Genomic DNA, 18,809 nt, shown 5'->3' with positions numbered 1-18,809 from the left:
ATCCGCTTGACATCCGGGAGGCCGGTGCGCGAGCGAGGGATAGGCTGAACGCCGTGACCGATCGCCGCACCTACAGCTATCTCGGACCAGCCGGAACCTTCACCGAGGCGGCACTCGACCAGGTGGCGGAGGCCAGGGGGCAGGTGTGGCGTCCCGTGCACAACGTCGGCGAGGCGCTCGACGACGTGCTGGAGGGCCGCAGCGACGCCGCGATGATCGCGATCGAGAACTCGATCGAGGGCGGTGTGTCCACCACGCAGGACGCGTTGGCGACGCTCCCCGGGCTGCGCATCATCGGCGAGTACCTGGTGCGGGTCAACTTCGTCCTGGTCGCCCCGCGCGGCACCACGCTCGACCAGGTGGAGGTGATCGCGGCGCACCCCGTGGCGTACGCGCAGTGCCACGGCTGGCTCGGCGAGCACCTGCCGCGGCACTCGCACGTGCCGGCGGCGAGCAACGTGGCCTCGGCGATCGGCGTGCTCGACGGTTCGCTGCCCGCCCAGGCGGCGATCGCGGCCCCCGGCATCGTGCAGCACTACGACGTGGACGTGCTCGCAGAGGGCATCGGCGACAACGCGGCCGCCGTCACGCGCTTCGTGCTGGTCACCCGCACGACGCGCTCCCCGGAGCCGACCGGGGCCGACAAGACCTCCCTCATCGTGGAGCTGCCCCACGACCACCCCGGCTCGCTGCTGGAGATGCTGGAGCAGTTCTCCACCCGCGGCATCAACCTCTCGCTCATCGAGTCTCGCCCGATCGGCGACGAGCTCGGCCGCTACCGCTTCGTGATCGACGCCGACGGTCACATCGAGCACGAGCGCATGGCCGACGCCCTGCTCGGCATCCGCCGCTTCAGCCCGCGCGTGGTGTTCCTCGGGTCGTACCCGCGTGCCGACCGGCAGATCGTGCAGTACCCCGACCGCTACTCCGACGACGTGTTCATCGAGGCACGCGACTGGCTGCGCGGCATCCTCTCCGGCGAGCCCGAGTCCTGACACCCGTCCCCGGGCTTCGGTGCGGGTGCCGAGGTGGAAGCCGGTGCCGGGTGGAATTCGTGCCTCCGATGGCGCTTTCGCGACGTTTCCGACCCCGCATCGGGGACGGCTCCGGGGCGCGTGTCGGGTGGAAAACGTCCCTCTGGCGCCGCGGGTAGGCCCGTTATCGATCCCGCACGGAGTGACCCGGACGGGCGAGGCGGCGAGGCGGCGCCCGCTCAGTGCTCCTGGAACAGGGGCCACGCGCTCCCCGGCACCAGCCGCGAATGGAGTGCTCCCTTCGCCGACGCCAAGCTCGGGAACGTGCCGGTCGCGGCGTCCGCGCCTGCCATGGTCACGACGTACCCCTCGTCGTTGTGACGGATGCTGCCCACCACGCCGTTCGGACCGTAGGCAACCCAGAGTGCGAGTGTCTTGGTGCTCATCGTCGAACCCCTCTCTCTGTCGCCGAGGCTACGCCTCTCGGCAGGCGCGGGCCAGCCCCAGGGCACGAGGGCGTCGACGCCGCCGAGCTCGCGTCGGTGCGCTGGCACGAGCGGGAGTCAGCGGGTGCTCGTCGCCCTGCGTATCCTGGCGACGAGTGACCGTCCCCCGTCGCGGAGATCGAGCTCGGTGACACGGATGACGATCCACCCGAGATCCTCGAGGTCTCGCTGCCGCCGAATGTCCACCCGCCACTGATCGCGGTCCGTCCGGTGCCCATCTCCCTCGTACTCGATGGCGACGCGCCACTGCGGGTACGCGAGGTCGACCCTGGCCACGAATCGGCCGTGGGCCGACACGACGTACTGGATCATCGGCTCCGGTAGCCCCGCACCGGTGAGCAGCAGCCGAGTCTCGGTCTCCTTGGGTGACTCCGCACCCGAGCGCGTGTGGGGAAGCTGGGCCCGCACGCGCGCACAGCCGGGGAAACGGCCCCACTCGCTCAGCCGTCGCTCGATCGAGTCCAGCGTCGCCGGGGGACGGTCGGGTCGCAGCCCCGGATAGCAGGAGGCCGTGGCGATCGCCGCTTCCAGGGCGACTGTGAGGGCGCGGTCTTCCAGTTCCGGGGCACACAGGAAGAGTGCCGCGATCGGGTCGACGACCGCTGCTCCGTCGACGCGATCTTCGACGGCGCGACCCGGGGCGATGCGTCGCCCGCGAACCCCGGCGGTTCGGGGCGGGGTTGATCCGGTCGCCACCGCCACGTCGAGGGGCTCGCTCGGCCGCCAGCGGAACGGTAGCGGGAGCCCCCAGAGCCGCATGGCCGTGCGTCCGGCGAACAGTTGCCCGGGACGAAGCCGAGGCAGGTAACACGCGACGCGCTCCTCGAACGTCGTCGGGTCGGACGTCGCACGGATTCCCGCGAAGGGTCGACGCAGGTCGGCACTCGAGTAGCGCTTCCGCCCGACTCCCGCGAGCGTGGCGTCGCGCACCGAGAAGCGTGTTCCGAGTTCCGGCGGGAGAGGGATCCGATGTCGCACTCGGCCATGATCCTCAGCGGAAGATCGCCACGGCGCCCCTTCGTTCCCTCTGCCCACGCCCTGGGGAGAACCCGTCCTTGCCCTCGCCGGTGACGGAGGGATGGCTAACGTGCGGAGTGGGAAACGTGCCGGCGAGAGGGGTGGGAGGAGCGTTTTCGACCCGGCACCGAGCGGGTCGGGTCGCGTGGTGGGTGCGGGGTGGGAAACGTGCCGGGGCGAGGGGCGGGAGGGGCGTTTTCGACCCGGGCAACGGGGCCCGGGGGGCCAGCCCCTCGCGCCGGGTTCAGGCGGTCGCGATGAGCTCGAGCGTCTGCGTGCGTCCGGGCGAGGTGTCGGCGGGCTCGGCCTCGAACGCTCCGGCGACGGGCGAGAGCATGACCTCGTCCACGCCGTGCTGCGTGGCGAAGGCCCGCACCTCTGCGGCGACGGACTCGCCCGTGCCGACGAACCACCGCGACCGGGCGGCCTGCACGACCTGGTCGGTCGCGGCGTCGGAGGTCGCGGCGAGTGCCTGCTCCACGGTCTCCAGCGCCACCAGCGGCTGGTTGAGCCGCAGCCGGGCCATCATCCGCAGCTGGGGGAGGGCGCGCTGCTCGGCCTCGTCCGCGGTGGGGGCGGCGACCGCGTTGACGGTGAGGAACGTGCGCGGCTCCGGGTGCTCCTCGCTGGGGCGGTAGTTCGTGCGGTACAGGTCGAGCGCCCGCTCCAGCCCCTGGCCGGAGAAGTGGTTGGCGAACACGTAGGGCAGTCCGTGCGAGGCGGCGAGCTGCGCGGAGTAGTCGCTCGACCCGAGCAGCCACACCTCGGGCACGCCGGTCGCGGCGGGGGTGGCCCGCACGGTGTACTCGCCGCCCGACGTGAAGCGCACCGTGGCACCGTCGGCGGAGAAGAGCGCCGCGATGTCCTGCACGTGACGCGGGAACTGCTCGACGTCGCTGGTGGTGCCGCTGCCGCGCAGCAGCTGCGTGATGACGGGGTCGCTCCCGGGCGCGCGGCCCAGGCCGAGGTCGATGCGTCCCGGCGCGATGGCCTCGAGCGCCGCGAACTGCTCGGCGACGATGAGGGGTGCGTGGTTCGGCAGCATCACGCCACCCGAGCCCAGGCGCAGCCGCCGGGTGCGCGCGGCCGCCGCGGCGATCAGCACCGGGGGCGTGGTCGAGGCCACCGCGGGCATGTTGTGGTGCTCCGCAAACCAGTAGCGGCGGTAGCCGAGACGGTCGGCGGTCTCGGCGAGCGAGAGGGAGGCGGCGATGGCCTCGGCGCTGGTCTGGCCGGAGCGGACCGGCACGAGGTCGAGGACGGAGAGGGCGACGTCGTTCATCCCCGGATGCAACCCGAGACGTCGCGCGGGCATTCCCGGCCTCGCACCGGTGCGTCCGTGACGCGACCGCGCGGGTGCGGGCTCAGGCGGCCCGGGCGGCGGGGGTCAGAGACTCGCGGAGCGCGGCGCGGGCCAGGTGGTAGCGGATGTGCCAGGCGGCGCTGTAGCTCTGCTCGGGGAGGGTGCGCAGCACGGCACGGTCGTCGGCGTCGAGTCCGTCGCGGGTGGCCTCGCGCAGCAGGTCGTCGCGCGTCGCCGGGTACTCCATGCCGGCGAGGAAGCGATCGAGGGTGGGGGAGAGGGCCATGGTCGTCCTTTCTGCGGGGAGGAGGAAAGGGGAGGGGGACGGGGCGGCGCGGGTGCGCCGCCCCGTCGCGGGTCAGGCGTCGATGGCCTGGCGCTGCTCGCCGGACTCCACGACGATCTTGCGCGGCTTGGCGCGCTCGCTCACCGGGATCACGACCGACAGCACCCCGCTCTCGTAGGAGGCGCTGATGCTGTCGAGGTCGACGCCGTCGCCGAGCGAGAACTGGCGCAGGAACGAGCCGGCGCCGCGTTCGCGGGCGAGCCACCGCACGCCCTCGCGCGTGTCGGCGGTGCGCTGGGCGCGGATGGTGAGCTGACCGCCGTCGAGGTCGACGTCGATCGAGCCCGGGTCGGCGCCGGGGAGGTCGGCGTGCAGGATGTAGCGGTCACCGTCGCGGTACAGGTCCACCGGCATCGACCGGGGTGCGCGAACGGAGTCCAGCACGCTCGCGGCGAAGCGATCGAGCTGGCTGAAGGGATCGAAGGTCAGTGCCATGAGGTTCTCCTTTCGTGCGGCCCGTATGGGCTGAGGTGGTGTGCAGATTATCTGCACGTGGGGTATAGATTTGTTATAGAACGAGATGACCGATCTCGCAACCCCGATCCGAGGACACGTCAGGATGACCGCACGCGACTCGCGCACCCCCGTCTACGGCATCGCCGTGGCCGCCCAGCTCGTCGACCTGCCGGAGGCGACCATCCGCCTCTTCGAGAGCAAGGGGCTGCTCGTCCCCGCCCGCAGCGACGGCGGCACGCGCCGCTACAGCGACGACGACATCGAGCGGCTGCGACGCGCGGCCGAGCTCCGCGGCGACGGGCTCAACATCGCCGGCATCGCCCGTGTGCTCGACCTGCAGGACGAGAATGCGGGACTCCGCGACGCGCTCGACGCGGAGACCGCCCGCACGCCCGCGCGGCGTCGCCCCACCCGCTGACCCGTCCTCGGACGACGCTACGCTTCCCCCATGGAAGCCGGGATCTTCTACGTCCTCGTCGGAGCCGTCGCCGTGGCCGCGTTCGCGCGCTGGCGCGGGTGGCCGGCGCCGCTGCTGGTGACGGTGGTCGCGCTCGCCGCCTCGTTCCTGCCGATCGTGCCCGACCTCCCCATCGACGGGCACCTGCTGCTCGGCCTGGTGCTGCCGCCGCTGCTGTACTCCGCCGCGCTGGATGTGTCGTTCGTCGGGTTCAAGCGCAGCCTGCCGCAGATCCGACGGCTCGGCATCTGGCTCGTCCTGCTCACCGCGCTCGCGGTCGGCCTCGTGGCGTGGTGGATCCTGCCGTCGCTGACCCTCCCCGGTGCGCTGCTGCTCGGGGCGATCGTCGCACCGCCCGATGCCGTGTCCGCCGCCGCGATCGGCCGCCGTCTCGGGCTCCCTCGGCGCATCATGACGGTGCTGTCGGGCGAGAGCCTCATCAACGACGCCACCTCGCTCACGCTGTACCGCGTGTTCGCGGCGATCCTCGCCGGGGCCACCCTGACGGTGTGGGACGGGGTCTGGCAGTTCCTGGTCGCGGTGGGCGTCGGCGTCGCGGTCGGGCTCGTGTTCGGGATCGTGCTCCACCAGCTGCGCATGCGCATCAGCGACCCCGTGGTGATCGGCACGTTCGGGCTGCTGGCGCCGTTCGGGGCGTACGGCATCGCCGAGCACCTCCTGGGGTCCGGCGTGCTCGCGGTCGTCGCGATGGGACTGTACGTGGGGTTCAACGCCCCGCGCACCGACTACACCACCAGGCAGCAGGAGGCGCCGCTGTGGCTGTCGGCCGACCTGCTGCTGGAGAGCTTCGTGTTCGCGTACATCGGGCTGCAGTTCCCGCGGGTGCTCCGCGACCTGAGCAGCGAGTCCGTGGGGCGCATCCTGCTGCTGTCCCTCGCCGTGCTGGTGGTGGTGCTGCTCGTGCGGCCCCTGTACATCTACCCCACCAGCGCGTGGGCGAACTTCCAGGACCGTCGTCGGCTCGCGCGCATGGACCGGGGGATCGCCTCGGGGGAGTTCGACGAGCGTCGGCGGCGGTCGCGGCGCTGGCGGCAGTACAGCGCGGACGAGCTGCGCACGCAGATCGTGCGGGAGCGCATGGCCGGACTCCAGCTCACGTGGAAGGACAACGCCGTGATCTCCTGGGCGGGGATGCGCGGCGTGGTCACGCTCGCGATCGCGGTGGCCGCGGCCGACCTCGCGACGCTCGACACCGAGGCCTCGCACGCGATCGTCGTCGTGGCGTTCATCGTGACGGTGGGCACGCTGCTGCTGCAGGGGCTGACGCTGCCGCTACTCATCCGGCGGCTCGGGATCCGGGGCGACGCCGAGCACGCGGAGGACGAGGCCGCGCTCGAGGCGGTCAAGGCCAAGAGCCGGGAGGCGGGCAAGGAGTACCTGGCGCAGAAGCGCGTCGAGTGGGAGCAGAAGCACGGTGCGGTCGACCTGAGCGTGTTCGACGCCTTCACGAAGCGCATGACCAGGGTGGAGAAGGACACCGACGAGGCGCAGCGGGTGGAGGACACCTCGAGCCGTCCGTCGTTCGACGACCTGGTCGCGCTGTCGAAGGGGTGGTTGCAGGTGCGGAGGGAGATCCTGGTCGCCGAGCGCGACGCGGGCAACCTCGACGAGGAGGTCATGCGGGAGCTGCTGACCGCGATGGATGCGGAGGAGCTGGCGATGGACACGCGCGGCGCCACGCGTCAGCAGGGCCGCGTCTGACGCGGTCGCCTCGCACCCCGCACACGAGAACGCCCCGCCTCCCGGAGGAGACGGGGCGTTCCGGCGTGACGGGTCAGCGGGCGCCGGCCGGCTCCGGCGCGGTGTCCGAGGCGGCGTCGGCCTCGGGGGCGTCGTCGTCGGACGAGTCGTCGGCGAACGGCAGGCCCTCGCGCGGCGCGTTGTAGAGCTCCTCGTTGAGGATGCCCTCGCGCTTGGCGACGATGGTCGGGATCAGCGCCTGGCCCGCGACGTTGACCGCGGTGCGGCCCATGTCGAGGATCGGGTCGATCGCGAGCAGCAGACCGACGCCCTCGAGCGGCAGACCCAGGGTCGACAGCGTGAGCGTGAGCATGACGACCGCGCCCGTGGTGCCGGCGGTGGCGGCGGAGCCCACGACCGAGACGATCACGATCAGCAGGTACTGCACGAAGTTCAGCTCGATGCCGAAGAACTGGGCGACGAAGATCGCGGCGATGGCCGGGTAGATCGCGGCGCAGCCGTCCATCTTCGTTGTCGCGCCGAGCGGCACCGCGAACGAGGCGTACGAGCGGGGCACACCGAGGTTGCGCTCGGTCACGCGCTCCGTGAGCGGCAGCGTTCCGATGGAGGAGCGGCTCACGAACGCGAGCTGCACCGCGGGCCAGACGCCCGAGAAGTACTGCTTGATCGACAGGCCGTGCGTGCGCACGAGGATCGGGTAGACCACGAACAGCACGAGAGCGAGGCCGATGTAGATCGCGGCGGCGAACCAGCCGAGCGACGCGAGCTTCTCCCAGCCGTACTTGATGACGGCGGAGCCGATGAGGCCGAACGTGCCGATCGGGGCGATGCGGATGATCCACCACAGCACGCGCTGGATGACCTTGAGCAGCGACTCGGTGAAGACCAGGAACGGCTCGGCCTTCTTGCCCGCCTTGAGGGCGGCGACGCCGACGACCGCGGCGACGACGATCACCTGCAGGATGTTGAAGCCCACCGTGGAGGTGAACGCGCCCTCGGTCGCGCCGGGGGAGGTGCTGACCGTGAGGCCGAGGAAGTTCTGGGGGATCAGGCCGAGGAGGAAGTTCCACCACGTGCCGACCGTGTAGGGGTCGCCGGGCTCGAGGCCCTCGCCGGCGCGGTTGCCCGGCTGGATCACGAGGCCGAGCCCGATGCCGATGATGACGGCGATGAACGCGGTGATCGCGAACCACAGGATGGTCTGACCGGCCAGGCGTGCCGCGTTCTGCACGCGGCGCAGGTTGGAGATGCTCGCGACGATCGCGGTGAAGATCAGCGGGACGACCGCCGCGCGCAGCAGCGTGACGTACGAGCTGCCGATCGTGTCGAGCGTGGCGGACAGGCCGGTGGGGTTCTCGGCCGTGGCGCCGAGCTGACGGCCGATCAGGCCGGCGGCGATGCCGAGGACGAGGGCGGCGATGATCTGGAAGCCGAACGAGGTCAGCAGCTTCCGGACCGGCCCGCGGGTGTCTGGCGCCTTCTGGGCGCGTGCGGTGGTGCTCATCGAGGTGGGGACTCCAGAGATCGCGGCGCGCCGGGATGCGCGCCATGAGGCTCAACGCTAGAGCTGGCTGGGAATTCCCTGGGCGGATATGACGAAGCATGACGGCCGCCCCTCCGCAGCCGTCATGCTCCGGGTTCGGGGGGTCAGGGCGCGACGCACTCGTTCAGGTTGTCGGTGATGATCTGCGTCGTGAGCGCCTTGTCGGCTTCGTCCTTCTGCTTGTCTTCGCCGTTGGCGATGTAGGTGAGCGTCTCGTCGCTCAGCTCGGAGTCGACCAGGGCGTCGGCGAGGCAGCTGGCGGCCTCGTCGGTCATCGCCTGCTCCTGGCTCGTGCCGGCGAACACCTTCTGGATCCCCTCGGCCACCTCGTCGGACGACGGGCGGGCCGGTCCGCCGCACGCGGCGAGGGACAGGGCGAGCGCGACGGCGGGCACGAGGGCAGCGAGGCGGGCGGCCGGGCGGGCCGCGGGTGCTGGCTTCTTCATGCGGACGACGCTAGTGCGCCACAGCAGATCCATAGAAGGGGCTTGCGTGCGGAGGCGCATCCATGCTCCGCGTCAGCGGGCCGCGAGCACGAGCAGGTCGCCCACGTCGCACTCCAGCGCCTCGCAGATCGCCCGCAGCGTGGAGTAACGGATCGCGCGGGCACGGTCGTTCTTGAGCACGGACAGGTTGACGATGCTCACGCCGACCGCGGCGCTCAGCTCGGTGAGGCTCATGCCGCGCTCGGCGAGCAGCTCGTCCAGGCGGCAGTGGATGCCGGTGAACTCCTCGTCGCTCTCGGCCGGGCTCACACCAGCCCCTCCGTCTCCTTCTCCAGGGCGGCGCGCTGCTGCTCCAGGCGCATGCCCTGCCGGAACACGGCGGCGAGGGCGAGCAGGCCGAGCGCGGCGGCGAACGGCAGCGGCGTCACGGTGAGCTGATACGCCGCGGGGTACCACGGGCTGCCGATCGGGAGGGCCTCCCGCAGACCCGCCGTGGCGGCGATCCCGTTCAACAGGTCGGATGCCACGCCGAGCACCACGAGCGCGACCGCGCCGCCGACCAGGGCGCGGGTCACGACCAGGGAGAACGCGCGCCCGCGCAGCGTGTGGAAGCAGATGAGGGCGAGGACCACGGCGGGCACCGTGGCGAGCGCCAGGCTGCTGAGCTGTGCCGCCGCGGCGAGGAGGCGGAGTCCGAGCGAGGCGTTGCCCACGGTGAAGTCCGTCAGTTCCGTGCCGCCGCAGGTGAGGGCGGTGTGCGCACCGTCGCCGAACTCGGAGCAGGGGAGGGCGGCGGGCCAGTCGAGGAAGACGACGGTCCGCCCGTGCAGCTCCGCCCAGTCGACCGCGAACGCCTTGACGACGACCGCGATCGCGCCGAGTGCCGACAGGATCACCCACCATCCCGACAGCGTGAGCGCCGCATCGAGGGTGACCGTGCGGCTGCCGCGCCGGCGGCTGTTCCAGACGACGAGGGCGACGACGGCGGCGCCGACGGCGAGGGCTATCGCGATGTTGAGCAGCGAGGGCCAGACGGCCTCCGAGCCGAACGTGATCATCAGACCAGTCCCTCCGTGTCGCGCTGCAGGCGGCGGCCGACGGCGAACACGCCCGCCACGAGGGCCAGGGCGAACGCCCACCCCACGGGTGCCAGGTCGAACTGCACGAGCAGCGTCCACAGCACGTCTTCGACGCCGGGTTCGGTCGCGGCCAGATCCTTCACGATCTCGGCCCGGCCGATGCCGCCGGCGAACTGCCCGAGCAGCGTGCCGGCCATCAGCAGGCAGGCGGCGACCGCGAACATCCACCCGAGCGAGGCGCGGAACGGGCGGGAGCGGATGAGGGACACGCCCAGCCACCAGACCACCGCGCACAGGGCGACCGTGGCGAGCGCGGGCAGCGCCGTCTCCAGCAGCAGCAGCCAGCGGGCGGCGGTGGGCGGCGCGGTGAGGGTGGCGAGTGCGGAGTCGACGGTGGCGCCCTCGATCCCGGCCACGCCGTCGAGGGCGGTGAGGTCGACGTCGTGCACGGGCATCGCGATCGTCGGCGACGGCGAGAACAGGGTGGCGGCGGCCTGGGCGACGGCGACGATCGCACCGATTCCGACGCTCACGGCTCCGGTCGCGATCAGTCCGAGGGCGATGCCGTCGGCGAGCGAGGGTCGTCTATCCGTGGCGAGCATGGGCTCCTCCTGGAGATCGGGGGGTTATCGACTTTCGTTAACATAACGACTGTCGATAAACGGGTCAAGCCCCCGCTATGCCCACGGCGAACACGGGCATACCCGGCATTCCTGGTCGTTACTCTCGATGTACAAGCGCTTCATGCGTCTTCGCCCCGTGCGAATAAGGAGTCAACATGTTCGAGAGATTCACGGACCGAGCCCGTCGAGTGGTCGTCCTCGCCCAAGAAGAGGCGAAGATGCTCAACCACAACTACATCGGCACCGAGCACATCCTGCTCGGCCTCATCCACGAGGGCGAGGGCGTCGCAGCCAAGGCGCTGGAGTCGCTCGGCATCTCCCTCGACGCCGTGCGCGAGCAGGTGCAGGACATCATCGGCCAGGGTCAGCAGCAGCCGACCGGCCACATCCCGTTCACGCCGCGCGCCAAGAAGGTGCTCGAGCTCAGCCTCCGCGAGGCTCTGCAGCTCGGCCACAACTACATCGGCACCGAGCACATCCTCCTCGGCCTCATCCGTGAGGGCGAGGGCGTGGCCGCCCAGGTGCTGGTCAAGCTCGGCGCCGACCTCAACAAGGTGCGCCAGCAGGTCATCCAGCTGCTGTCCGGCGCTCCGGGGCGCGAGCCCGCGTCGGTCGGCGCGCAGACCAACGACTCGCCCGCCGGCGCCCAGGGTGGCTCCGCGGTGCTCGACCAGTTCGGTCGCAACCTCACCCAGGCCGCGCGCGACAACAAGCTCGACCCGGTGATCGGGCGCGAGAAGGAGGCGGAGCGGGTCATGCAGATCCTCTCCCGCCGCTCCAAGAACAACCCCGTCCTGATCGGTGAGCCCGGCGTCGGCAAGACCGCCGTCGTCGAGGGCCTGGCGCAGGCGATCGTCAAGGGCGATGTGCCCGAGACGCTGAAGGACAAGCAGCTCTACTCGCTCGACCTCGGCTCTCTCATCGCCGGTTCCCGCTACCGCGGCGACTTCGAGGAGCGCCTGAAGAAGGTCACCAAGGAGATCCGCACGCGCGGCGACATCATCGTCTTCATCGACGAGATCCACACCCTCGTGGGTGCGGGTGCCGCCGAGGGCGCGATCGACGCGGCGAGCATCCTCAAGCCGCTGCTCGCCCGCGGTGAACTCCAGACGATCGGCGCCACCACGCTCGACGAGTACCGCAAGCACTTCGAGAAGGACGCCGCTCTCGAGCGCCGCTTCCAGCCGGTGCAGGTGAACGAGCCGACGCTGCCGCACGCGATCAACATCCTCAAGGGGCTGCGCGACCGCTACGAGGCGCACCACAAGGTGCAGATCACCGACGGCGCGATCGTGGCCGCGGCGAACCTCGCCGACCGCTACGTCTCCGACCGGTTCCTCCCCGACAAGGCGATCGACCTGATCGACGAGGCCGGCGCGCGCCTGCGTCTGTCGATCCTGTCGAGCCCGCCCGAGCTGCGGGAGTTCGACGAGAAGATCGCCGCCGTGCGCGAGCAGAAGGAGCTCGCCTCCGAGGAGCAGGACTTCGAGAAGGCCGCGTCGCTGCGCGACGAGGAGAAGAGCCTGCTCGCCGAGCGGCTGCGCCTCGAGAAGCAGTGGCGTGCGGGCGACGTCGCGACCCAGGCGGTCGTCGACGAGGGCCTGATCGCCGAGGTGCTCGCGCAGGCCACGGGCATCCCCGTGTTCAAGCTGACCGAGGAGGAGTCCAGCCGACTCGTCTTCATGGAGAAGGCGCTGCACCAGCGCGTCATCGGTCAGGAGGAGGCCATTGCGGCCCTCTCCAAGACCATCCGTCGTCAGCGTGCGGGCCTCAAGGACCCGAAGCGCCCCTCCGGTTCGTTCATCTTCGCCGGCCCCACGGGCGTCGGAAAGACGGAGCTGGCCAAGGCGCTCGCGGAGTTCCTGTTCGACGACGAGGCCGCGCTCATCTCGCTCGACATGAGCGAGTTCGGCGAGAAGCACACCGTCTCGCGGCTGTTCGGTGCCCCTCCCGGGTTCGTCGGTTTCGAAGAGGGCGGTCAGCTCACCGAGAAGGTGCGGCGCAAGCCGTTCAGCGTGGTGCTGTTCGACGAGATCGAGAAGGCCCACCCCGACATCTTCAACTCGCTGCTGCAGATCCTTGAAGAGGGTCGCCTCACCGACGGTCAGGGTCGGATCGTGGACTTCAAGAACACGGTCATCATCATGACCACCAACCTCGGTGCACGCGACATCGCCGGCGGTCCCGTGGGCTTCCAGATCGAGGGCAACAACGCCACCAGCTACGAGCGGATGAAGGGCAAGGTCAACGAGGAGCTCAAGCGGCACTTCAAGCCCGAGTTCCTCAACCGTGTCGACGACATCATCGTCTTCCCGCAGCTGAGCAAGGACGAGCTGGTGCAGATCGTGGACCTGTTCACGAAGCGCCTCGGCGAGCGTCTGCTCGACCGCGACATGACGATCGAGCTGTCGCAGGCCGCCAAGGAGCGTCTGATCGAGATCGGCTTCGACCCCGCTCTGGGCGCCCGGCCGCTGCGTCGCGCGATGCAGCACGAGATCGAGGACCGTCTGTCGGAGAAGATCCTGCACGGCGAGCTCGACTCGGGCGACCACGTGAAGGTCGACGCGAAGGACGGGGAGTTCCTGTTCGAGCACGGTCCGCGCGGCGAGAAGGTCGCGGTCGGTGTCAACACCGGCGGCGGCGCCATCGCCGGTACGCCCGACCTGGCGATCACCGGCAACGACTGATCCCACCCGGGTCGTGAGCCCGGACGAGAAGGGGCGGATGCTGCGGCATCCGCCCCTTCCTCGTGTCTGGGAGGCGCACGGAGGGTGCGGTTCTAGGCTGGTCGGGTGAGCGACTACATCGTCCGGCCCGCCCGCAGCGCCGATATCGTCAGCATCCGCAACCTGCTCCAGCCGCTCGTGGAGCAGCGCATCCTGCTCGGCAAAGACCTGGCGGTGCTGTACGGCGCGGTGCAGGAGTTCGTGGTGGCGGAGGCCGAAGGCGAGCTGATCGGCTGCGGCGCCCTGCACGTGATCTGGGAGGACCTCGGCGAGGTGCGCACCCTGCTCGTGCGCGACGACTGGCTGCACCACGGCATCGGTCGCGCGATCGTCGAGCGCCTGGAGGAGAACGCGCGCGCACTCGGACTGACGCGCCTGTTCTGCCTCACGTTCGAGGTGGATTTCTTCGGCCGCCGCGGCTTCACCCCCATCGGCGAGCAGGTCGTCGATCCCGACGTGTACTCGCAGCTGCTGCGCAGTGGAGACGCGGGTGTCGAGGAGTTCCTCGACCTGGCGCACGTCAAGCCGAACACGCTCGGCAACACCCGGATGCTCAAGGTGCTCTGAGGCCCGACGGGCGCACGACGCCTCCCAGGATCGCGGGGGTCGATCGCTTAACCTGGAACCATGCCCCGTCGTTCCGCCGCCGTCTACCGTCGTCGGCGTCTGGTGGTGCTGCTCGGGCTGATCCTGGTCCTCGCGGTGATCGGGGTGTCGGTGTGGCTGCTGGTCGCGCGCCCCTGGGCCGCCGCGACCGATGCGACCCCGGCGCCGACGTCCTCCGCGACGACCGAGACGACGCCGCCGCCCACGGGTTCCGCGAGCCCGGCGCCCACTCCGAGCGCCTCCGAGACGCCCGCTGTCGTGGCCTGCCAGGCGAAGGACATCGAGGTCACGGCTGTCACCGACGCCGACACCTACGCGGCGGGCGTCACCCCGCGCCTGTCGATCTCGCTGACGAACAAGGGCACCACGGACTGCACGATCGACGTGGGGTCGAGCACCCAGGTGTTCACGGTGTCGAGCGGCGCGGACGTGTGGTGGCGGTCGACGGACTGCCAGGAGAACCCGAGCAGCATGATCGCGACGCTCACCGCCGGATCGACCGTGGTGAGCAAGGAGCCCGTGGTGTGGGATCGCACCCGGTCGAGCGTGGAGACGTGCGCGCAGGAGAACCGGCAGCGGGCGCCCGGTGGCGGCGCGTCGTACCATGTGGCCGTGTCGATCGGCGGCTTCCCCAGCGCCACGACGGCGCAGTTCCTGCTCTACTGACCGCACGCTACGGCTTTGCGGGCGATCCGGCCGTGCGGCTTCGGATTGCTTCGTCTGCTGCGGCAACCGATCCGAATTGCGGCGACCTTCGCGTCGGAGGGCCTCTTGTGCTGACACGAGTCGTTCTTTGGGATACCATAGACATGACTCTCCGCCTATGCGGCATAAGCCATCCCCAGTGGCGTCGAACTACAGCGTCCCCAGCGCTTCGACACCGCCGCTCGAGAGTCCGAGGGCCCTCTCGAGTACCCCAGTCCCCAATGGAGGACTCGAGAGGGCCCCAATCTTTCTCCCGCGCCGGCCGGAGGTCGCCGTGGAGCCGCGCTCGTCGTGTCGATGCCTAAGCTGGAGACATGGCTGCGAAGAAGGCGAAGTCCGGCAAGAAGAAGCCCGCACCCGAGGACTTCCGGTCCGAGGCGCTGGCGGTGGCCCTGGAGAAGCAGGACGTGGCCGCGGTCGCCCTGGCCCTGCGGCACGGCACGACCGTCGTCCCGCTCATCAAGCCCGGTGCGCGCGACAACCCGCTCGACGGCGGCGAAGTGTGGACGTACCGCGACCCGAACACGGGCGACCTGGCGCTGCTGCTCTTCAGCGACGCGAAGAACAAGCCGGCCAACCTGCCGCCCGGTGTGGGCATCTACGACGCGGCGTGGCTGCGGCGGTTCCTCTCCGCGCACCCCATCACGACCGTGTTCCTCGACATCGCCGGTCCCCATCCCATGCAGGCGGATCCGGTCGAGCTGCTCAAGGCGCTCGACGCCTGATCGCTGCGCCGTGGCTCAGAACGGCGGGATGTCGCGGTCGGGACGCCGGGCCGCGTTCCGCGAGCGGATGTCGCCCAGGGCGGCGCGCAGCGTCTTCGACCGGTCGTCGACCACCTGCTCGTAGCCCAGTCGCGCCGCCTCCGTCCGGCGCTGCGCGGCCTGCGTGACCGGCCGCACCTCACCCGCCAGGCTGAGCTCGCCCACGGCGGCGACCGTGCGCGGCACCGAGATCATCTGGATCGACCCCGCCACCGCGATCGCGATCGCGAGGTCGGCCGCGGGCTCGGTGAACCGCACGCCGCCCACCGTGGAGACGTAGACGTCGAGGCTGCCGGTGGGCACTCCGGCCCGGCGCTCCAGGATGGCCAGCACCATCGCGACACGCGAGGCGTCGAGCCCGTGCACGATGCGCCGGGGGTTCGGAGCGTTGCTGGGCACCGTGAGCGCCTGCACCTCCACCGGCAGGGCCCGGCGGCCCTCCAGCGAGATCGCGACGCACGTGCCGGGCTCGGACGCCCCCTGAGACAGGAAGAGGCCGGACGGGTCCGGCACCTCGGCGATACCGTCGCCGGTCATCTCGAAGCACCCCACCTCGTCGGTCGGCCCGAAGCGGTTCTTGAGCGCGCGGATGAAGCGCAGCGACGTCTGCCGGTCGCCCTCGAAGTGGCACACCACGTCGACCAGGTGCTCCAGCACGCGGGGGCCGGCGACCTGCCCGTCTTTCGTGACGTGACCGACGATGATGATCGGCAGGTCCCGCTCCTTGGCGACGCGGATGAGGGTCGCGGCGACCTCGCGCACCTGGCTGGGTTGTCCTGCCGCGCCGTCGGTGAGCGACGACGACACCGTCTGCACGGAGTCGACGATCACGAGCTGCGGCTGCACCTCGTCGATGTGACCGAGGATCGTGGCGAGGTCGGTCTCGCTCGCCAGGTACAGCTCGTCGTGCAGCGCGCCGGTGCGCTCGGCGCGCAGCCGCACCTGAGCGGGGGACTCCTCGGCGCTCGCGTACAGCACCCGCCGCCCTGCACGTGCCGCCTGCGCGGCGACCTCGAGCAGCAGCGTGGACTTGCCGACGCCCGGCTCGCCGCTGAGCAGGATGGCGGCGCCAGGGACGATGCCGCCGCCCAGCACGCGGTCGAACTCGCCGACCCCGCTCGTGCGCCGGGGTGCGTCCTGCGTCGTGATCTGCGTGATCGGTCGGGCGGCGCGATCGGCGGTGGGTGCGAGGGCGTTCACGCGTCGGAGGATGCCGGTCTGGGCGGCCTGCTCCTGCACGGTTCCCCACTGCTGGCACTCGCCGCAGCGGCCGACCCATTTCGCCGTCGTCCACCCGCACTCCGTGCACACGTACGCAGGGGGAGCGGGTTTCCGGGTGGCCATGCCCCCAGGCTATCGGCGGGATCAGACATCCCTATCGCCCGGGTGATTATTCACGGTCCGGTGCCCCAAGAGCCCGTGGAAAAGCCAACATAATGAAGACATGTCCAACGGCGGGTCCGTCTGCGGACCGATCTCGAGCTACTCCCGGGTGCGCATCCTGCATCTGCTCTTCGAGGCGGGGGCGGTCGGTGTGTCCAGGCACCTCACGATCGGGGAACTGTGCGAGGCCACCGGCCTGCACGCCAACACCGTCCGCGAGCACCTGCAGCGTCTCATCGAGGGCGGCTACGTGATCCCCGAGGTGGAGCACCGCACCACCCGCGGCCGCCCGCGCACGCTCTACCGCGCCGCGACCGGTGCGTCCGACGCATCGAGCCCGGTCGCCAGGGACAAGGCCAAGGCGGCGGCCCGTCGCGGCGACCTGCTGCGCAGCGTGGTGCCCTCCGCGGCCCCGAGCGCCCTCGGGCGCGACGCCGTGCACCAGCTCGACGCCCTGGTCGAGCACCTGGAGGAGAGCGGCTTCGAACCGGTCGTCGACGACCGGGTGCTGACGGTCGACCTGAGCCCGTGCCCGCACGCCGCCGGCCGTCCCGAAGACCGCCCGCTCCTGTGCCAGGTGCATCTGGGCCTCATGCAGAGCGTGCTGACCGAGGCCGGGGGACCGCTCGTCGCCGCGTGCGTGCGCGACGCTCAGAGCCCATCGGAGTGCACCGTGCAGCTGCGCGACACCACGACGCAGCAGTCCGACCGAAGAGGAGTCGCGCATGGAATGGCTTGATCCGCTCGTCCTGTCCCGATGGCAGTTCGGGCTGACGACCGTCTACCACTACCTCTTCGTGCCGCTGACGATCGGCATGGCCCTGGTGGCCGCGATCTTCCAGACGGCGTGGGTGCGCACCGGCAAGGTGCAGTACCTCCACCTCACCCGCTTCTTCGGCAAGATCTTCCTGATCAACTTCGCCATGGGCGTGGTCACCGGCATCGTACAGGAGTTCCAGTTCGGCATGAACTGGTCGGACTACTCCCGCTTCGTCGGCGACGTGTTCGGCGCCCCGCTGGCCTTCGAGGGTCTCCTCGCCTTCTTCTTCGAGGCGACCTTCATCGGCCTGTGGATCTTCGGCTGGGACAAGCTGCCACAGAAGCTGCACCTCGCGACCATCTGGTGCGTCTCGATCGGCAGCATCCTGTCGGCGTATTTCATCATCGCGGCGAACGCGTTCATGCAGAACCCCGTCGGCTACACGTTCAACGAGGCGACCAACCGTGCCGAGCTCACCGACTTCTGGGCGCTGCTGACCAACCCCGTGGCGCTCGCCGCCTTCCCGCACACCATCTTCGGCGCACTCATGTTCGCCGCCGGTGTCGTCATCTCGGTCTCGGCCTGGCACCTGGCGCGGGGCCAGCACTTCGACACCATGCGCGTCTCCCTCAAGTTCGGGCTGTGGGCCATGATCTTCTCCACCGCGGGCGTGGTGCTCACCGGCGACCAGCTGGGCCTGGCGATGTACGCCGCGCAACCCATGAAGATGGCCGCCGCCGAGGCGACGTTCAACACCGTGTGCGGACCGGACGCCTCCTTCAGCCTGTTCACGCTCGGCACGCCGGACGGCAGCTCCGAGCTGTTCTCCATCCGCGTCCCGTACCTGCTGTCGCTGCTGTCGACGCACACGCTCGACGCGTGCGTGCACGGCATCAACGACCTCAACGCCGAGTACGCCCAGACCTACGCCGCCACGGGCCTGACCGACTTCGCCCCGATCCTGTGGGTCACGTACTGGTCGTTCCGCTGGATGATCGGCCTCGGCATGGCCGCCGCCCTCGTCGCGGTCGCCGGCCTCTGGGTCACCCGCAAGAACGCCAAGAAGCCGGTCGCCCCGTGGATGTGGAAGGTCGCGATCTGGTCGTTCCCGCTCGCGCTCGCCGCCAACATCATGGGCTGGGTGTTCACCGAGATGGGTCGGCAGCCGTGGATCGTGTTCGGGCTGATGTCCACGCGAGACGGCGTCTCGCCCGGTGTCAGCGGTGTCGAGGTGCTCATCTCGCTGATCGCCTTCACCGCGATCTACGCCGCCCTCGCGGTGGTCGAGGTGCGGTTGATCGTGAAGGCCGCCCAGAAGGGGCCGGACACCGATGAACAGCCCCATGAGGAGACGGCTCAGCTGCCGTCGGTCGTGTACTGAGAGGAAGGAGCA

General features: G+C 70.5%; 20 protein-coding genes. 9 read left to right on the top strand and 11 right to left on the bottom strand.

Annotated features, from left to right (window positions below; all coding sequences use genetic code 11):
* The first annotated feature begins 44 nt into the window (after positions 1 to 44).
* Positions 45 to 995 carry a prephenate dehydratase gene (pheA, locus tag KV394_RS02405; protein WP_136034649.1) on the top strand — a complete coding sequence of 317 codons (951 nt, stop codon included), beginning with the start codon at positions 45 to 47 and terminating at the stop codon, positions 993 to 995.
* A 218-nt stretch (positions 996 to 1,213) separates the two neighbouring features.
* Here the strand turns inward: pheA and KV394_RS02400 are convergent, their stop codons facing one another.
* From KV394_RS02400 to KV394_RS02380, 5 genes are all read right to left on the bottom strand, one after another.
* Positions 1,214 to 1,420, bottom strand: a complete 207-nt coding sequence (locus tag KV394_RS02400) for a methyltransferase (RefSeq protein ID WP_136034652.1) — start codon at positions 1,418 to 1,420, stop codon at positions 1,214 to 1,216.
* 117 nt (positions 1,421 to 1,537) lie between these two features.
* The gene (locus KV394_RS02395; RefSeq protein WP_247982218.1) at positions 1,538 to 2,410 is read right to left on the bottom strand and encodes an endonuclease domain-containing protein; all 873 of its coding nucleotides are present in this window, start codon (positions 2,408 to 2,410) and stop codon (positions 1,538 to 1,540) included.
* A 331-nt stretch (positions 2,411 to 2,741) separates the two neighbouring features.
* Entirely contained in the window at positions 2,742 to 3,779 is a 1,038-nt protein-coding gene (locus KV394_RS02390) for an LLM class flavin-dependent oxidoreductase (RefSeq protein WP_247982217.1), read from the bottom strand.
* Between the two features lie 82 nt (positions 3,780 to 3,861).
* Entirely contained in the window at positions 3,862 to 4,086 is a 225-nt protein-coding gene (locus KV394_RS02385) for a DUF2795 domain-containing protein (protein ID WP_247982216.1), read from the bottom strand.
* 72 nt (positions 4,087 to 4,158) lie between these two features.
* Positions 4,159 to 4,581, bottom strand: coding sequence for an Hsp20/alpha crystallin family protein (locus tag KV394_RS02380; RefSeq protein ID WP_136034660.1), 423 nt, complete (start codon positions 4,579 to 4,581; stop codon positions 4,159 to 4,161).
* 124 nt (positions 4,582 to 4,705) lie between these two features.
* On the opposite strand from KV394_RS02380, the gene KV394_RS02375 reads away from it, so the two are divergent.
* Positions 4,706 to 5,020 (top strand): MerR family transcriptional regulator, encoded by a 315-nt coding sequence (locus KV394_RS02375; protein WP_136034662.1) that lies wholly within the window; start codon positions 4,706 to 4,708, stop codon positions 5,018 to 5,020.
* Positions 5,021 to 5,050: 30 nt separating this feature from the next.
* The gene (locus tag KV394_RS02370) at positions 5,051 to 6,781 is read left to right on the top strand and encodes a cation:proton antiporter (RefSeq protein ID WP_206252674.1); all 1,731 of its coding nucleotides are present in this window, start codon (positions 5,051 to 5,053) and stop codon (positions 6,779 to 6,781) included.
* A 73-nt stretch (positions 6,782 to 6,854) separates the two neighbouring features.
* Here the strand turns inward: KV394_RS02370 and KV394_RS02365 are convergent, their stop codons facing one another.
* From KV394_RS02365 to KV394_RS02345, 5 genes are all read right to left on the bottom strand, one after another.
* Positions 6,855 to 8,285 (bottom strand): dicarboxylate/amino acid:cation symporter, encoded by a 1,431-nt coding sequence (locus KV394_RS02365; RefSeq protein ID WP_247982215.1) that lies wholly within the window; start codon positions 8,283 to 8,285, stop codon positions 6,855 to 6,857.
* A 143-nt stretch (positions 8,286 to 8,428) separates the two neighbouring features.
* Positions 8,429 to 8,770, bottom strand: a complete 342-nt coding sequence (locus tag KV394_RS02360; RefSeq protein ID WP_136034667.1) for a hypothetical protein — start codon at positions 8,768 to 8,770, stop codon at positions 8,429 to 8,431.
* Positions 8,771 to 8,842: 72 nt separating this feature from the next.
* Entirely contained in the window at positions 8,843 to 9,079 is a 237-nt protein-coding gene (locus KV394_RS02355; protein ID WP_247982214.1) for a helix-turn-helix domain-containing protein, read from the bottom strand.
* Complete coding sequence (locus KV394_RS02350) at positions 9,076 to 9,828, bottom strand: hypothetical protein (RefSeq protein ID WP_241115082.1); 753 nt, start codon at positions 9,826 to 9,828, stop codon at positions 9,076 to 9,078. The genes KV394_RS02355 and KV394_RS02350 overlap by 4 nt, the downstream gene beginning before the upstream one ends.
* Positions 9,828 to 10,451: a hypothetical protein gene (locus KV394_RS02345; protein WP_247982213.1), complete on the bottom strand. Its 624-nt coding sequence runs from the start codon at positions 10,449 to 10,451 to the stop codon at positions 9,828 to 9,830. Before KV394_RS02345 ends, KV394_RS02350 begins: the two co-directional genes overlap by 1 nt.
* Before the next feature lie 176 nt (positions 10,452 to 10,627).
* On the opposite strand from KV394_RS02345, the gene KV394_RS02340 reads away from it, so the two are divergent.
* The 4 genes from KV394_RS02340 (at position 10,628) to KV394_RS02325 (ending at position 15,234) form a co-directional block, all read left to right on the top strand.
* On the top strand, positions 10,628 to 13,159 hold the full coding sequence (locus KV394_RS02340; protein WP_136034677.1) for an ATP-dependent Clp protease ATP-binding subunit: 2,532 nt from the start codon (positions 10,628 to 10,630) through the stop codon (positions 13,157 to 13,159).
* Between the two features lie 105 nt (positions 13,160 to 13,264).
* Positions 13,265 to 13,765: an amino-acid N-acetyltransferase gene (locus KV394_RS02335; protein ID WP_136045512.1), complete on the top strand. Its 501-nt coding sequence runs from the start codon at positions 13,265 to 13,267 to the stop codon at positions 13,763 to 13,765.
* A gap of 60 nt (positions 13,766 to 13,825) precedes the next feature.
* Positions 13,826 to 14,470 carry a hypothetical protein gene (locus KV394_RS02330; protein ID WP_136045513.1) on the top strand — a complete coding sequence of 215 codons (645 nt, stop codon included), beginning with the start codon at positions 13,826 to 13,828 and terminating at the stop codon, positions 14,468 to 14,470.
* Between the two features lie 353 nt (positions 14,471 to 14,823).
* Positions 14,824 to 15,234, top strand: a complete 411-nt coding sequence (locus tag KV394_RS02325; RefSeq protein WP_136034683.1) for a dehydrogenase — start codon at positions 14,824 to 14,826, stop codon at positions 15,232 to 15,234.
* 15 nt (positions 15,235 to 15,249) lie between these two features.
* Here the strand turns inward: KV394_RS02325 and radA are convergent, their stop codons facing one another.
* The gene (radA, locus tag KV394_RS02320; RefSeq protein ID WP_136034686.1) at positions 15,250 to 16,617 is read right to left on the bottom strand and encodes a DNA repair protein RadA; all 1,368 of its coding nucleotides are present in this window, start codon (positions 16,615 to 16,617) and stop codon (positions 15,250 to 15,252) included.
* Between the two features lie 100 nt (positions 16,618 to 16,717).
* Here radA and KV394_RS02315 point away from each other — a divergent pair, with 100 nt between their 5' ends.
* Positions 16,718 to 17,395, top strand: a complete 678-nt coding sequence (locus KV394_RS02315; RefSeq protein WP_247982212.1) for a helix-turn-helix transcriptional regulator — start codon at positions 16,718 to 16,720, stop codon at positions 17,393 to 17,395.
* Positions 17,382 to 18,797: a cytochrome ubiquinol oxidase subunit I gene (locus KV394_RS02310; protein ID WP_136034689.1), complete on the top strand. Its 1,416-nt coding sequence runs from the start codon at positions 17,382 to 17,384 to the stop codon at positions 18,795 to 18,797. Before KV394_RS02315 ends, KV394_RS02310 begins: the two co-directional genes overlap by 14 nt.
* Positions 18,798 to 18,809 lie beyond the last annotated feature (12 nt).

Origin of the sequence: Microbacterium sufflavum, from assembly GCF_023101165.1 — a bacterium.
Taxonomy (GTDB): Bacteria; Actinomycetota; Actinomycetes; order Actinomycetales; family Microbacteriaceae; genus Microbacterium; species Microbacterium sufflavum.
This window is presented reverse-complemented; position numbering and strand designations above follow the sequence as displayed.

Bases quoted from the DNA above. Each gene is read 5' to 3' on its own strand.
- KV394_RS02400 (WP_136034652.1), bottom strand. From the start codon at position 1,420: ATGAGCACCAAGACACTCGCACTCTGGGTTGCCTACGGTCCGAACGGC.
- KV394_RS02390 (WP_247982217.1), bottom strand. From the start codon at position 3,779: ATGAACGACGTCGCCCTCTCCGTCCTCGACCTCGTGCCGGTCCGCTCC.
- KV394_RS02315 (WP_247982212.1), top strand. From the start codon at position 16,718: ATGTCCAACGGCGGGTCCGTCTGCGGACCGATCTCGAGCTACTCCCGG.
- KV394_RS02350 (WP_241115082.1), bottom strand. From the start codon at position 9,828: ATGATCACGTTCGGCTCGGAGGCCGTCTGGCCCTCGCTGCTCAACATC.
- KV394_RS02310 (WP_136034689.1), top strand. From the start codon at position 17,382: ATGGAATGGCTTGATCCGCTCGTCCTGTCCCGATGGCAGTTCGGGCTG.
- KV394_RS02360 (WP_136034667.1), bottom strand. From the start codon at position 8,770: ATGAAGAAGCCAGCACCCGCGGCCCGCCCGGCCGCCCGCCTCGCTGCC.
- KV394_RS02380 (WP_136034660.1), bottom strand. From the start codon at position 4,581: ATGGCACTGACCTTCGATCCCTTCAGCCAGCTCGATCGCTTCGCCGCG.
- KV394_RS02365 (WP_247982215.1), bottom strand. From the start codon at position 8,285: ATGAGCACCACCGCACGCGCCCAGAAGGCGCCAGACACCCGCGGGCCG.
- KV394_RS02375 (WP_136034662.1), top strand. From the start codon at position 4,706: ATGACCGCACGCGACTCGCGCACCCCCGTCTACGGCATCGCCGTGGCC.
- KV394_RS02370 (WP_206252674.1), top strand. From the start codon at position 5,051: ATGGAAGCCGGGATCTTCTACGTCCTCGTCGGAGCCGTCGCCGTGGCC.
- KV394_RS02340 (WP_136034677.1), top strand. From the start codon at position 10,628: ATGTTCGAGAGATTCACGGACCGAGCCCGTCGAGTGGTCGTCCTCGCC.
- KV394_RS02385 (WP_247982216.1), bottom strand. From the start codon at position 4,086: ATGGCCCTCTCCCCCACCCTCGATCGCTTCCTCGCCGGCATGGAGTAC.
- KV394_RS02325 (WP_136034683.1), top strand. From the start codon at position 14,824: ATGGCTGCGAAGAAGGCGAAGTCCGGCAAGAAGAAGCCCGCACCCGAG.
- radA (WP_136034686.1), bottom strand. From the start codon at position 16,617: ATGGCCACCCGGAAACCCGCTCCCCCTGCGTACGTGTGCACGGAGTGC.
- KV394_RS02330 (WP_136045513.1), top strand. From the start codon at position 13,826: ATGCCCCGTCGTTCCGCCGCCGTCTACCGTCGTCGGCGTCTGGTGGTG.
- KV394_RS02345 (WP_247982213.1), bottom strand. From the start codon at position 10,451: ATGCTCGCCACGGATAGACGACCCTCGCTCGCCGACGGCATCGCCCTC.